The organism is Alkalinema pantanalense CENA528, assembly GCF_050753345.1.
GTDB lineage: Bacteria > Cyanobacteriota > Cyanobacteriia > Leptolyngbyales > Leptolyngbyaceae > Alkalinema > Alkalinema pantanalense.
Genome location: NZ_JBLZFX010000033.1, coordinates 1 through 12,970, shown reverse-complemented (window position 1 = coordinate 12,970; position 12,970 = coordinate 1). Strand labels below are relative to the sequence as shown.

Sequence of the window (12,970 nt, the reverse complement as noted above, 5' to 3'; positions counted from 1 at the left end):
CAGTTGCGAGTGTTACCAAAAAGAGGAGCGATCGCGATCGCTCCTCTCAACTGAAATCAATTCAATATCTCCTTTCTAGAGAGATTTCTAGAAAGCTGTAATTCTGGACTGGCTTCCCTAGAACTGTTTGCCAGTAATCTTTTTCACTGCTTCTACAATTTGGGGCGGCTGGACGATCGTGAGATTTTCCAAAGTGCCGTTGTAGGGGGTGGGGATATCCTGGGAGGAGAGACGAATCACCGGAGCATCCAGTTCATCGAAGAAGCGATCGTTGATCGATGCAATCAGTTCTGCGGCAATCCCACCCGTTTTCATGCCTTCCTCGACAATCACGACGCGATGGGTTTTCTTAATCGATTCCCCGATCGTGTCAAAGTCCAAAGGTTTCAAGGAAATCAAGTCAATCAGTTCTGGATCGTAGCCTTCTTTTTCCAGGGTCTTCAAGGCTTGCAGACAGTGGTAGCGCATCCGGGAATAGGTCAGAATCGTGACATCTTTACCAGGACGAACGATTTCCGCCTTGTTCAACGGGCAAATGTACTCGCCGCTGGGCAGATCTTCCTTCAAGTTGTAAAGCAGCACATGCTCGAAAAACAGCACGGGGTTGTCATCCCGAATCGCCGCTTTCAGCAAGCCCTTCGCATTGTAGGGGGTGGAGCAAGCCACAATTTTCAGCCCCGGTACCGCTTGAAAGTACGTTTCTAGCCGCTGGGAGTGTTCTGCCCCCAGTTGCCGACCCACGCCACCCGGCCCCCGGATGACCATGGGAATTTTGAAGTTACCACCGGAGGTGTAGCGCAGCATCCCGGCGTTGTTGGAAATTTGGTTAAACGCCAGCAGCAGAAAGCCCATGTTCATCCCTTCAATGATGGGACGTAGACCCGTCATTGCTGCACCGACGGCCATTCCGGTAAAGCTGTTTTCTGCAATGGGCGTGTCAAGAAGGCGCAATTCGCCGTACTTCTCATAGAGATCCTTGGTGACTTTGTAGGATCCACCATAATGACCTACGTCCTCGCCCATGACCAATACGCTGGGGTCACGCGCCATTTCTTCGTCGATCGCTTCTCGAAGTGCGTTGAATAAAAGCGTCTCTGCCATTGCTTCCTCTACCGCTTAAGCCAGCTTCCCATTTTAGAGGAGGATGGTCACTCAGAAAAGATGTTCCTGCTGCAAAGCAAAGCCGAGATGGCTCAATGTCCATCTCGGTCATTGCCCATCTCGGTGATTGCTGGGAGCCTTAGAACAGGTCGATCGGGCTTTAGAATTGCAAACCTACGCCTGCGCTCAGACCTACGGAAGGCTTGCCGCTTTCGTAACCTTTAATCCCGTACTTGGCGTCGCTGTAAACCACAACACCCTTCGCAACTTGGGATTCTACGCCGACATTGAGAACCGCCGTATCCCGGTTACCCAAGGGGGAGTTGGTGCCATCTTTTTGAACGAAGGAATACCCAGCACCCGCGTAGACGTTGGTATTTTTGGCCACGGCGTAGTCATAGGTCAGTGTGGGGATAATGGCGCTGTTGTTGCCATTGAACAAAACGGTACCCCGGACAGAAACAGGCGCGTTAGGAACGGCAAAGCGACCTTGAACGTTACCACCAAAGTTAGGGCCATCGTTACCCGCGCCGCCGCCCGTGACGCTGCCAGAGACCCCTGCGCCCACATAGCTGCCATTGAACGGTACGGGCTGGGCAGAAGCGGAACTTGCTGCGATCGTGGAACCGACCAACAGAGCGGACACACTAGCAAAGGCAATGGCTTTCAGAGAGAGTTTCATCGTTCGATCCTCAGAAAATAATTCAGAATTGATGCTTGGGGCTGCAATCCTACGGCAGAGGGTTTAACCAATTGCTTGAAAAAATGGGTGAAATCATCAGTTTTACTGAGTTAATTGCATTCAACGTTGCATTGCCTGTACCGACTCAATAAATTTCACTGACTGTTCATTGCATTTGGTTTCATCCTGTGTGGATTGCATACCTACTTTGTCGAAACCGCTGTTCCAAAAGTTCCAGGCAAAAGCCCCAAATCCGCCTGTTTTAGGCAGTTTCTAAACTGGCACAAGTTCTGCGGAGAACGTTGGCTGGATCTTGTTATGGCACGATCGACTTTTACCCAGAACTGGTTCCTAGGAAATATCCTTGACGGGGATGGTCAGATGGTCGGGTGGTCGGGTGGTCGGGTAGTCGGGTAGTCGGGTGGTCGGAGTAGTTGGGCTGCAATGCGGGTTTACTTTACGCCATGGGATTGAGTAATGTTCTGCGCCATCCCCCATCTTGGGTGCGATCGCAGGGCACTTCCAGTACCCGAATGCCGCGATCGGGCAGCACTTTAAGTTGCTGTTCTAAATGGTGCCAGTCGGTAATGGTTTCGTGCTCGATGCCATAGGTCTGGCAAAGCTGGGCAAAGTCGATATTTTGCGGGGTCGCGAAAAAGGCTTCAAAGGGTGGATCAAATTGGGCGATCGGCAACATGCCAAAAATGCCCCCACCATTGTTATTGACCAACACGATCGTCAGGTGGCCTTGGAAATATTGGCGCAGCAGAAATCCATTGGTATCGTGCAGCAGGGACAAATCGCCCGTGAGCAGGACGGTGGGTTGGTTCCCCTGGGCAATGCCTAATGCTGTAGATAGAGTGCCATCAATACCATTAGCCCCGCGATTGACAAAGGGTTGAATCTGCCGATCGTTGGGTTGCCAGAAATACTCCACATCCCGCACCGGCATACTGTTGGCGATGAATAATGGCGTGCCCTGCGGCAGGATTTGCGATAGACACCAAGCAACCTTGCCTTCAAATAGCGGGGAAATTTGCGCCATGGCTTGGTCGATCGTCGATCTCGTCTGCTGTTCAGCAAGCAACCAATCCTGAAGATAGGAGCGATTGACGGGTGTAGGCTGTTGATCGCTCGAAGGGACGATCGAATTGTCTAACCCTAACTGCATCACGAATTCTGTAATGGTCATTGGGATGGGAATTGTCTTGCCGTGGAGTGGATCGCGGGAACGATCGATCGGGTCAATCACCCACTGGTGAGGCTGGGTCGTGTTGAGCCATTCCCGCAACACTTTACTGGTGGGCATATCCCCCACCCGCAGCACAACCTCTGGCTGCAAGCGATCTACCCAGGCACGGTTACGCAAAATACTGTCGTAGGTGGACACAACATAGGGATTCAACCCAGCATGATTCCGTACCGGGGATAGCCCTTCAGCCAGCACCGGAAATCCGAACGTCTTCGCCAACTGCGCGATCGCCTGACAGTAAGCCTGGGGATGTTGCGGTTGTGCCACCCCTGCAACGATGACGCCACGTTTGCCAGACCAAGCAGTGAATCCAAAAGTTGCCATTTGGGGTTGGAGGCCCAGCCCTTGATGGGGCGTCAGCCCAAATCCATGGATTGAATTCAGTGGACTCGTTGCTAGATAACATTCCTCGGTGGACGATCTTGCTCCCGTTACAGCCGTTAGGTGATCAAAAAAATGCGAGGGAATCTGCTCTGCAAAGGCCAACACCTCCGGCTGCTCGATCGGGGCAAGGGGATCTCGCAGGGGAATGTTGATATGAACTGGCCCAGGAAATGGATATTGCGCTTGGTAATAACACTGGGCGATGCGTTGTCGCAAATATTGCAGCAGGAAAAGGTCTAACGCAGGTGTAGCCAATTCGCAGGCGGTGTTGGGATAGGAGCCGAATAATTTTTGTTGATCGATCGCCTGTCCTGCATTGCAGTCCCGCAGTTCCGGCGGACGATCGGCGGTCAGCACCAACAGCGGCACTTGGCTTTCCCGCGCCTCAATCACCGCTGGGTAGAAATTTGCCCCCGCCGTGCCAGATGTGCAAACCAATGCCACAGGACGATGGGTGTGTTTGGCAATCCCCAGGGCAAAAAAGCTCGCCGATCGCTCATCCAAGACTGGAATTGCTGCAACCTTAGGATGCTGGGCAAAGGCCACGGCTAAGGGAGCCGATCGGGAACCTGGACAGGCGATCGCCGTCCTCAGCCCGCACAGCACTAAGGTTTCCACCAAAACTGATGACCACAATGTATTCAGGTTCCGAAGATCGAGGTTCCGAAAGTCAAGCACAGGGGTTGAGGCAATAAGCGACAACCTCCACCCTACACCGTCTGTTGAACCCCAAGCGAGTCCCCTGAATTCTAGGCGAGTGCCCGTAATAAAGCCTGAAGTTTAAGCTGCACTTCCACCAGTTCCCGATCGGGATTGGACCCTTCCACAATGCCCGCCCCGGCAAAGAGCCGCGCCCGTCGTCCCTGCAAAATTGCCGATCGAATGCCGACTGCAAACTCCCCATTGCCCTGGGCATCTACCCAGCCGATGGGAGCCGCATAGTACGATCGCTCAAAGGGTTCCAATTGTTGAATATAGGTACAGGCTAACTCGCGGGGCACACCAGCTACAGCAGGGGTGGGGTGGAGTTCCGCCAGAATATCTAACAGATGTACTTTGTCGGGAACCTCGGCGGCGATCGGCGTGTGGAGATGTTGAATATTCGGCAATTGCAGCAGACGCGGGGTGAGAACCTTGGGTTGCAAGCCTAAGTTGCCCAAGTGCTGGGTAATAAAATCGATGACTAGTTGATGCTCGTGGGTTTCCTTTTCGCTGGATAGCAACTGATTAGCCAGACGAATGTCTTCGGCTTCGGTGTGGCCACGGGGGGCAGATCCAGCCAAGGCATCGGTTTCCAAACGATGGTGTTGCATGGTGACCAGCCGTTCTGGACTGGCCCCAATAAAGGTTTGGCCCCCGGCAACCCCTTGGGCGTGGTGGCTGGAAAAGATATAGCAGTCCTGATAGAGCCGTCGCAGATTGTGGAGGGAGGTGACCAGATTGAAAGGGGTCGCTGCGACGACATCAAAGGCGCGGGCTAGGACGATTTTGGCAAGTTTGCGATCGTGAATTTCCTGCAGGGCTTGCTGGACAGCCTGTTGGAACGTTTCTGGTGAACTGACCCCCTGGATCGTTTGAATTGGATTATCCACCCCGCGATCGCCGTCTAGGGTGGCGGTTTGGATGGCTTGGATTTGTTGCCAGATGTGGGTGGCTTGGATTTGCGGATCAAATCCGTGGTCGATCAACACATTAACCACGATCGTACTGTGGGAGCCGAGCCGCGAGACTTGCCACTGGGGCAGCAGTACCGATCCGGCAGTACAGGCGGGGGTGGATTGGGCGAAAAAGGAGAAGCCACAAAAAAAGTGCGCCCCCGCAAAAGGCGCGTCTAGATCCCCAACCAAGGTGATTTGCTGGGATAGCCGCTGAATGAAGTCACGGGATTGGGCAAAGCGATCGCTCCCTTCCAACTCCAACTGCATGACCGAACCGACCGCCAGCAGTGCTTGCTGTTGTCCACTTTTCTCAAAATAAAAGTGCCTTTCCTGGGGCATTACACAGGTTTGTAAGACCGCAAGGGGATCAACTTCATGAATTGAAAAGGAAATACTAATCAGTTGAATTTGAGATGTATTGACAAATGCCTGCTTACACGCAAAAAGGAAGTTATATAAATCACGATGCGTTTTGAAGCAGTCTAGAGAATAAGGACTAACGGGCATGAGTAAACAGGCTTCAAGCGGCAAATTTTCTTAAGTTGATCTTAATCGACTTTGGAAGGATAGGAGACGACTGCCTGTAACGGGATTTTATTGGATCCCAAGTTGGTAAAAGGTTGAGGTTAGTGAGTATTCTTGCTGGTTCGAGTCGATCTTGGCTGGGTTTTCTCGCTTCTTCCCTCCCACGATCGCCCATGGCTATACCCACAATTCGACATAATTCTTTATTAAATAGCCAACGTAAAAGGTAGCTGATGATCCATGGGTGGCGATCCACCTAGTGAAGAAGCCTGCGATCGTAGGGCTGACGATCGCCCGTAAAAACTTTTGGGGCTGGGCTCGCGATCGGTTTTCGGAGTTCCTGGAAAAGGTAGCTGGAAACGGTTTATTCGCCCTAGGTATCGGGTCTGTAACGTTTCTATAACCACTGTAATATGCCGCAATTCAGAATGAGAAACTGATAGGCAGTCCATAAAATAGCACTATGTCTAGCAAATTTTAATGACTATCCACTCCCCTGAGCCAGCCAACGATCGTTCCCAAGCAATAGCCCCCGCGCTCAGCCGTCGTAAGCTGTGGTGGGCTGCGATTAAGCCGCCGATGTATAGTGTGGCGATTATGCCCATTTGGGTCGGTTCCGCGATCGCCTATGCCGAAACCCGTCACTTAAATGCGTTGGTGTTTGGCCTGTTTTTGCTGTCTGCGGTGCTGATTTTGGCTTGGGAGAATCTCAGCAATGATGTGTTTGATGCGGATACCGGGGTAGATGTCAACAAGTTCAACTCGGTGGTGAACATCACGGGGAACAAGTCGCTGATTTTTTGGATTTCCAATGCTTTTTTAGGCTTGGGGTTACTGGGAATTGCCGAGATCGCGGCGATGCAGCGAGATTTTACGGTGATTGGATTGATCCTGGCTTGCTGTGGAATTGGGTACATTTATCAAGGCCCGCCCTTCCGCTTAAGTTATAAGGGGGTGGGGGAAATTCTCTGCTTTTTTGCCTTTGGGCCGTTGGCAATGTCGGCCAGTTACTACAGTCAAACCCAAACGTTTTCGGCGGTGAATTTAATCGCGTCGATCGTGGTTGGGGTGATTACGAGTGTGATCCTCTTTTGTTCCCACTTTAATCAGGTCAAGGATGATGCTGCGATCGGGAAATTGTCTCCTGTGGTGCGATTCGGCTCCCAGCGATCGGCACAGTTGTTGCGTTGGGTCTGCGGCAGTGTCTATGCTATGGTGGCGATCGGGGTAATCACGCAGGTATTTCCGATCGCTTCGCTGCTGTCCTTCCTCAGTATTCCCGTAGCCTATCGGCTTTGCAAAACCATTCTAGACAATTACAACCAGCCCCAGCGTTTAACTTTCTGTCGGTTAATTGCGGTGGAAATGCATTTTTGGTGTGGTTTGTTGTTCGGCTTGGGATTTTTGTTGCCTTCGTTTTAGTTTAATTTCTAGTAGTTACTTCGGTAGCATTTTCGGTTTGCTTTGATCGATTGGCTCCCATGTTTCAGTTTGATTTTCTGCCCTATCGTCGATCGTTTAAGCAGCCGTTGCAAACGAGTCACGGAAGTTGGTCGGTGCGGGAGGGTATTATTGTTCGGCTTATTCCGCCCGATGGACTGGCTCAGTTTGGAGAAATTGCGCCGCTCCCTTGGTTTGGCTCGGAAACGTTAGCAGAGGCATTAGAATTTTGCCGATCGCTCCCACCCAAAATTTCCCGATTGACCATTCAAGCCATTCCCGATCGATTACCTGCCTGTCAATTTGGGTTTGAGTCTGCCCTGTTGCTGCAGTCTAGTATTTCCAATCAATCGATCGTGACTGCGGGACTGTTGCCCACGGGTGAAGCTGCATTGGGGGCATGGCGATCGCTCTACGAACGGGGGTTTCGGATCTTTAAATGGAAAATTGGTGTGGCGGATCTGGAAACAGAATTAACGGGGTTTAGACAACTGGTAAGGCAATTGCCTTCCGATGTTCAACTGCGGTTAGATGCCAATGGTGGCCTGACGATCGAGCAAGCCCAGCGTTGGCTAGACCACTGTGCTGAAGGTCTGATCGAATATCTGGAACAACCGTTGGCGATCGATCAATTCGATGCTACTTTACGCCTCAGCCAAACCTATCCAACGCCTATTGCCTTAGATGAATCGATCGCCACTGTTCAGCAATTGCAAACCTGTTACCAACACGGTTGGCGAGGTATTTATGTCATCAAGCCAGCGATCGCAGGATTTCCTTCTCGGCTCCAAACCCTTTGCCAACGCTACACCATAGATACGGTTTTTTCGTCAGTATTTGAAACCTCGATCGGTCGCAATGCAGGTATTCATTTCGCGATCCACTGTGGCACTTCCCGCGCGTTAGGATACGGGACGGATCAATGGTTCGTTCAAAGATTTCACAATCCTTTTGAGGGAGTTGATGCAGGGTCGGAAATTCTGTGATCCAAGCCTTCATGGGATATTTCTTACAGTTTTAGTATCAGCGATCGCTCGCTAGTTCTGCTGTAACTGAGATTGAAGGGCTTGGACTTGTTCGATCGTTAGTCCAGTAGCTTGGGCGATCGCTTCGATCGTTAAATTTTGTTTTAGAAGATTGATTGCAATCTCAGTTTGAGTCGCAATTCGTTCATTCTCTTTGGCCATGCGCTCGATCGTGGTGACGTACTTCATCTGATTCGCCTCCTCAAAAGCCTTCAACAAGTTGGAAGTTCTGTGCTTTAAGTCTCTCGATGAAGATGAGACCAATCATTTGAACGATCGTAACGATCGGGGTATTGTTTACAGCTTTAGTACCAGCAATCGATCTCTAGTTTTGTTGTAACTGAACTTGGATGGCTTGGACTTGTTCGAGCTGTAGTCCTGTGACTTCAGCGATCGTCTCCAGTGGCATATTTTTTCGGAGCATTTTGATTGCGATCTCAGTTTGAGTTGCAACTCTCTCTTCAGCTCTGCCTTCTTCCTTGGCCATGCGCTCGATCGTGGTGACGTACTTCATCTGATTCGCCTCCTCAAAAGCTTTTAACTCCAACTGGAACTGCTTTTCCAATGCTTTCGGCAACTTCATTAACCAGTCCAAGAAGTTGTGTAATTCCAGTATATCTTGCTCCCCATAGCCCTGGTCATAGAGCATTGTCGTCAGCTGATAGCGCCAATTCTTACGTTCCTGGGGCTGATTGTGAGTTTCCTTGGTCTTTAACTGCGCCATCGTCACCACCGCGAATGGGTTGCGACTGGCTTCTAGCCCTGCCCAATCGGATTCGTAATCCATCAGCTTGATGATTGGAAACCGAAACTCTGTCGAACAGCCCCACAGTTCAGCCTGAAAGCCACTGGGTCGCCACTGCCTGCTATCGTCCGTCAAAATGGCCAAACTCACCACGGGACAATTGTAGCGATCGCGCAGGCGGTAATTGTAACTGAACATCCGCGCACCAAAATCGGCTTCCCCATCATTTTGCACTTCGATATGACAAATCACGATCGCCTGTTCACCGCTCAATCGATGCACCTGAACGAGCTTATCGGCATAGCGTTTAGGAAGCTCTGCGTCGCGCACCACTTTCTGGAGTTCTTTATCGAGAAAGCGAATGGGCTTTGACCAGTCAATATCTACTTCAATATGCGGGAAAAAGAACGACAAGAAATCATGGAAATACAATTCAATAAATGATTTCCAAGGGCTGTCGTAGTCAGTGTTTTCGTTGTTTTGTGGACTCATGAAATAGGGAGATTAGTCGATCAAATTGAAAATTACTAAGCGGTGACTGAAACGATTACTAGATAAACTACTACGATCGTGTACCACGATGACCATTTATCTGTCCTTTGACAGAATCTAATTATTATCTATTAATTTATGAAAAATAATATTAGGATGAAAAATAGAGTGCTGGGTGATTAATGGAGTAATCATTTAAATTCTTGATTGAAAGACATCAAAGCAATTTTTGGTAAAAATCCTGAAATACTTTGGTTTCTTACAAGTTTTATCAAATCGAAACACAAAAAATGTACCAAAACAAATCATAATTTTCATATTGTTCATTGCAAACAAGATCTTAAAATTAAACAAGCGCGAGTTTTAAAATACCGATCGCGTGATGAGAACTGGTGATTGAGAGCTTGTGCCTATGACGCCTTTAGATCTTTTCAAGCAACGATCGACGGAACCTTGGCTCATCGGGGTTGATCAGCGGCAGGTGTTGGAACTCGCTCAGGAGCGCTTGGATCACCTTCAGGCGGGTGTTCGATCGCCAGATCAACCCACTAGCCGACCCATTATTTTTCTAGCGGAACGGGAACCCAGCCAATTTCTCGCTCACTTTTTGGCTGCCTGTTCTTGCCCTAGCGTCCTCTTCCTGTGCAATCCCGATTGGGGTGCGCAAGAATGGCAACAACTGAATCACCTTGTGCAACCGAGCGACCTCTGGGGCACAGTTCCGCCGCCATTGCGAAAGCACGCATCCAGCATCCTGATTCCCACTGGGGGTACCTCCGGCCAACTGCGGTTTGCGGTACATACTTGGGAAACGTTGCGGGCATCGGTTCTGGGGATGCAGGCCCACTTTGCCGTCGATCGCATCCATTCCCTCTGCGTTTTGCCGCTTTACCATGTCAGCGGCTTGATGCAGTTTTTACGATCGCTGATCACCGGGGGGCAACTGTGTCTCCAGGATTGGAAATCGTTGGAATCTGGCGAGTTACCACCCATTGCACCAGAGGAATTTTTTCTGTCCCTCGTGCCGACGCAGTTGCAACGGTTGATGCAATCCCCGATCGATTCGAGTTTTCTACGATCGCTGCGGGCAATTCTGCTGGGGGGTGCTCCGGCCTGGGACGGGCTGCTGCGGGAAGCGCGATCGCGGCAATGGCCGATCGCCCCAACCTACGGTATGACGGAAACGGCCTCCCAAGTAGCTACGCTAAAGCCAGCGGAATTTCTCGCGGGCAAAACTGGGGCTGGCCGACCCTTACCCCATGCCCAAATTATGATCCAATCAGCAGCGGGTGACCCTTTGCCAGCGGGAAGTGTGGGCACGATCGCCATTCAAGCCCGATCGCGCATGGTGGGTTATTTCCCCGATCGAACGATCGCGAGCGACGCTGACTCCAGTGACCCAGCGCAGTTCATTCCCGATGATGTGGGTTACTTAGATGAAGCGGGATATCTGCATCTGCTGGGGCGGGCCAGCGACAAAATTATTACTGGGGGGGAAAATGTTTTTCCCGCTGAAGTGGAAGCGGTGATTCGATCGACTCCATGGGTGCAAGATGTTTGTGTCTTGGGGCTGGATGATCCCACTTGGGGCCAACAGGTGGCGGCGGCCTATGTGCCCCGTCAGCCGGAAATGCCCGTCGAGGAACTCCAACGGGCGATCGCGGGACAACTGAGTCGGTACAAACAGCCAAAAAAATGGATTGCCCTAGACCAACTGCCTCGCAACCCCCAAGGAAAAATTAATCGAGCGTTTTTACGATCCCTCATCGTGGCAAGGCTAGGAAATCCCGCGAATCCCGCCACAATTTCATCAGAATATATTCCGCCCGATCACTAACTTCTGTAATGAATACCCCGTCTTGAATCTGGACATCTTGGGCGATCCAAGTGCCGTGCAGTTCCACTTCTAGAAACTCAGAATCGCAGACGCAGTAAGCAATCTCGGTTTCCCGATCAAGGGCGCTCAGGGCATTTTTATAGCGAAGGGGCAACAGAATTGTCGCCGTTCCCGGTTCGACGCAGAGCCGCTGGCCCAGACGCATTGCCAAGGACACCCGCATTGCAACGAGTTCTTCTAGGGTGTAATAGAGGCGCTCTAAATAGACCCCCGTTTCCGTATAGGTAATTTTCAGCATTTTCCTCTGACCTATTAAATTTTTTTAGGTTGGCATTAACGAAAGTGGATGACGATAAGAAAGCTCCGCTTCAAACCCTGGGGAAGCGGAGACACGAAACGACAATGCTTTCAATGGTTTCGAGGGTTAGCAGGCCATGAGGGTTGCGGCATGGCTGCGGCTGCGGTGGTGGTGTGGGAAAGTAGAAGGCTGAAGACTCGCTGGTTTAAGGTGGAGCAGTAGTAGAAAACTGCTAAAAATTCGATATAGAGAGGATTTACAAACAATATTTCGTGGATCTACAAGCTTATGCGGTACGATTCCGGGGAACACAGTTTGCCAAGCGATCGCTCGGTGCCAAGAGATCATCAGATGCCCAGCAACGACCTGCATCACTGCCAGCACGAGAAACACTCGCAAATCTTGTAAATCTAGCAGGGGTAGCAGTCGTAGCGTATTCATGGCAAAAATGTAGTATGAGGCTTCGACAGATTACAATTAAAATACTACACTCGTAATACACCCCTGTCTAGTTTTTTTGGAGGAAGACTGTCATGCAAGCACTAACCCGCATCCCCACCACAGAAATGGAAGTCACGAGCATTCGTCTAGAGCGAGAACTAAAGGAACGACTTAAAACGCTTTCGGGCAATCAGGGTTATCAGGCGCTCATACGCGATATCCTTTGGAATTATGTGCAGCAGCGCTCCAATGACCTGTTTACGAATGTGTCCAGTTCTGACATCCGCGCGACTTTTAACGCTACATCTGAGCGCGAGGAAAGATGCTCGATTTCGGGTCGAATTATTCGATCGGGCGAAGAAATTCTTTTGGGCCTCACCACCGAAGGCAATTTGGTGCCTATCCATCCCGACAGTTTGTCCTGAGGCGGTTTGGGCGATCGGGGTTGGGAAGATTGTGCTCCGATCGCCCGAATGGATTTTTTTTTGCTATAGTGGTACATGTCACGCGGATGTGGCGGAATTGGTAGACGCGCCAGATTTAGGTTCTGGTTTCTCACGAAGTGAAGGTTCAAGTCCTTTCATCCGCATCAGGTTTTAAGTCTATCTATTAAACCTTGCCTTACTGAGCACTTTAAGCTAGGGTCACAATTTCTAGATCGAACCCCTTCCACCTTCGATCGTATCAATCTGTAACCGAATCGATCGCCGTAGAGCAGACATTCATATGGTTGCCCTCAGGCTCAACATTCCTCTTCGATTTTACTCAGGATTTTGGAGGTGGCGATCGAACTTTGCATCACACGAATGAGGGAGAAAGAAACACAATCGCTCTCAATGACCACCCTCTCTGCTTCCGTGGACGGGGTCCTGGGAAAATGAGCCGATCGCCTTTGCTAGAACCTCGATCGATCCAATCCTGGGAAAACGAACGGATCAATGTTGCAAAAACCTCGATCGATGAGCCCGCGCCAAGTCTGGAATGACATTAGAGTTGTTGGGAAATAAAACCAGCTCTGGGACAGGGTTTGCCCTGACTGTTATCTAACTTATGCTGCATCTAAGTAGAAGTTCCACAAGCCTGCTGCGTT

13 protein-coding genes and 1 tRNA gene are annotated in these 12,970 nt (G+C 50.5%); 6 read left to right on the top strand and 8 right to left on the bottom strand.

The features are described from left to right. Positions 1 to 117: 117 nt before the first annotated feature. From ACN4EG_RS12690 to ACN4EG_RS12675, 4 genes are all read right to left on the bottom strand, one after another. On the bottom strand, positions 118 to 1,101 hold the full coding sequence (locus ACN4EG_RS12690; RefSeq protein WP_431629905.1) for an alpha-ketoacid dehydrogenase subunit beta: 984 nt from the start codon (positions 1,099 to 1,101) through the stop codon (positions 118 to 120). Positions 1,102 to 1,261: 160 nt separating this feature from the next. Further along, on the bottom strand, positions 1,262 to 1,783 hold the full coding sequence (locus ACN4EG_RS12685) for a hypothetical protein (protein WP_431629904.1): 522 nt from the start codon (positions 1,781 to 1,783) through the stop codon (positions 1,262 to 1,264). 457 nt (positions 1,784 to 2,240) lie between these two features. Further along, the gene (gene menD, locus ACN4EG_RS12680; RefSeq protein WP_431629902.1) at positions 2,241 to 4,097 is read right to left on the bottom strand and encodes a 2-succinyl-5-enolpyruvyl-6-hydroxy-3-cyclohexene-1-carboxylic-acid synthase; all 1,857 of its coding nucleotides are present in this window, start codon (positions 4,095 to 4,097) and stop codon (positions 2,241 to 2,243) included. Between the two features lie 71 nt (positions 4,098 to 4,168). After that, the gene (locus ACN4EG_RS12675) at positions 4,169 to 5,584 is read right to left on the bottom strand and encodes an isochorismate synthase (RefSeq protein ID WP_431629901.1); all 1,416 of its coding nucleotides are present in this window, start codon (positions 5,582 to 5,584) and stop codon (positions 4,169 to 4,171) included. Between the two features lie 262 nt (positions 5,585 to 5,846). Between ACN4EG_RS12675 and ACN4EG_RS12670 the strand changes: the two genes are divergently transcribed. The 3 genes from ACN4EG_RS12670 to ACN4EG_RS12660 all read left to right on the top strand — a co-directional run bounded on the left by ACN4EG_RS12670 (position 5,847) and on the right by ACN4EG_RS12660 (position 8,028). Further along, complete coding sequence (locus ACN4EG_RS12670; RefSeq protein WP_431629899.1) at positions 5,847 to 6,005, top strand: hypothetical protein; 159 nt, start codon at positions 5,847 to 5,849, stop codon at positions 6,003 to 6,005. A gap of 77 nt (positions 6,006 to 6,082) precedes the next feature. Then, positions 6,083 to 7,024: a 2-carboxy-1,4-naphthoquinone phytyltransferase gene (menA, locus tag ACN4EG_RS12665; protein WP_431629897.1), complete on the top strand. Its 942-nt coding sequence runs from the start codon at positions 6,083 to 6,085 to the stop codon at positions 7,022 to 7,024. A 59-nt stretch (positions 7,025 to 7,083) separates the two neighbouring features. Next, complete coding sequence (locus ACN4EG_RS12660) at positions 7,084 to 8,028, top strand: o-succinylbenzoate synthase (protein WP_431629895.1); 945 nt, start codon at positions 7,084 to 7,086, stop codon at positions 8,026 to 8,028. 51 nt (positions 8,029 to 8,079) lie between these two features. Here ACN4EG_RS12660 and ACN4EG_RS12655 read toward each other — a convergent pair whose 3' ends face one another. Next, a complete protein-coding gene (locus ACN4EG_RS12655) occupies positions 8,080 to 8,256 on the bottom strand; it encodes a hypothetical protein (RefSeq protein ID WP_431629893.1) in 177 nt (58 codons plus the stop codon). 136 nt (positions 8,257 to 8,392) lie between these two features. Beyond that, positions 8,393 to 9,304 carry an Rpn family recombination-promoting nuclease/putative transposase gene (locus ACN4EG_RS12650; protein ID WP_431629892.1) on the bottom strand — a complete coding sequence of 304 codons (912 nt, stop codon included), beginning with the start codon at positions 9,302 to 9,304 and terminating at the stop codon, positions 8,393 to 8,395. Positions 9,305 to 9,716: 412 nt separating this feature from the next. On the opposite strand from ACN4EG_RS12650, the gene ACN4EG_RS12645 reads away from it, so the two are divergent. Further along, the gene (locus ACN4EG_RS12645) at positions 9,717 to 11,141 is read left to right on the top strand and encodes a 2-succinylbenzoate--CoA ligase (RefSeq protein ID WP_431629890.1); all 1,425 of its coding nucleotides are present in this window, start codon (positions 9,717 to 9,719) and stop codon (positions 11,139 to 11,141) included. Here ACN4EG_RS12645 and ACN4EG_RS12640 read toward each other — a convergent pair. Further along, entirely contained in the window at positions 11,068 to 11,439 is a 372-nt protein-coding gene (locus ACN4EG_RS12640; RefSeq protein ID WP_431629889.1) for an alr0857 family protein, read from the bottom strand. The two genes, ACN4EG_RS12645 and ACN4EG_RS12640, sit on opposite strands and share 74 nt — an antisense overlap. Before the next feature lie 126 nt (positions 11,440 to 11,565). Continuing rightward, the gene (locus ACN4EG_RS12635; protein WP_431629888.1) at positions 11,566 to 11,880 is read right to left on the bottom strand and encodes a hypothetical protein; all 315 of its coding nucleotides are present in this window, start codon (positions 11,878 to 11,880) and stop codon (positions 11,566 to 11,568) included. A gap of 92 nt (positions 11,881 to 11,972) precedes the next feature. Here ACN4EG_RS12635 and ACN4EG_RS12630 point away from each other — a divergent pair, with 92 nt between their 5' ends. Both ACN4EG_RS12630 and ACN4EG_RS12625 read left to right on the top strand, forming a co-directional pair. Next, complete coding sequence (locus ACN4EG_RS12630; RefSeq protein WP_431629887.1) at positions 11,973 to 12,305, top strand: hypothetical protein; 333 nt, start codon at positions 11,973 to 11,975, stop codon at positions 12,303 to 12,305. An 82-nt stretch (positions 12,306 to 12,387) separates the two neighbouring features. Next, positions 12,388 to 12,469 (top strand) — tRNA-Leu (locus ACN4EG_RS12625). Positions 12,470 to 12,970: the final 501 nt, after the last annotated feature.

What these genes read in the sequence shown, in the direction of transcription:
- ACN4EG_RS12640 (WP_431629889.1), bottom strand. Translation starts at nt 11,439, where the DNA reads ATGCTGAAAATTACCTATACGGAAACGGGGGTCTATTTAGAGCGCCTC.
- menA (WP_431629897.1), top strand. Translation starts at nt 6,083, where the DNA reads ATGACTATCCACTCCCCTGAGCCAGCCAACGATCGTTCCCAAGCAATA.
- ACN4EG_RS12660 (WP_431629895.1), top strand. Translation starts at nt 7,084, where the DNA reads ATGTTTCAGTTTGATTTTCTGCCCTATCGTCGATCGTTTAAGCAGCCG.
- ACN4EG_RS12675 (WP_431629901.1), bottom strand. Translation starts at nt 5,584, where the DNA reads ATGCCCGTTAGTCCTTATTCTCTAGACTGCTTCAAAACGCATCGTGAT.
- ACN4EG_RS12635 (WP_431629888.1), bottom strand. Translation starts at nt 11,880, where the DNA reads ATGAATACGCTACGACTGCTACCCCTGCTAGATTTACAAGATTTGCGA.
- ACN4EG_RS12630 (WP_431629887.1), top strand. Translation starts at nt 11,973, where the DNA reads ATGCAAGCACTAACCCGCATCCCCACCACAGAAATGGAAGTCACGAGC.
- ACN4EG_RS12650 (WP_431629892.1), bottom strand. Translation starts at nt 9,304, where the DNA reads ATGAGTCCACAAAACAACGAAAACACTGACTACGACAGCCCTTGGAAA.
- ACN4EG_RS12685 (WP_431629904.1), bottom strand. Translation starts at nt 1,783, where the DNA reads ATGAAACTCTCTCTGAAAGCCATTGCCTTTGCTAGTGTGTCCGCTCTG.
- ACN4EG_RS12690 (WP_431629905.1), bottom strand. Translation starts at nt 1,101, where the DNA reads ATGGCAGAGACGCTTTTATTCAACGCACTTCGAGAAGCGATCGACGAA.
- ACN4EG_RS12655 (WP_431629893.1), bottom strand. Translation starts at nt 8,256, where the DNA reads ATGAAGTACGTCACCACGATCGAGCGCATGGCCAAAGAGAATGAACGA.
- ACN4EG_RS12645 (WP_431629890.1), top strand. Translation starts at nt 9,717, where the DNA reads ATGACGCCTTTAGATCTTTTCAAGCAACGATCGACGGAACCTTGGCTC.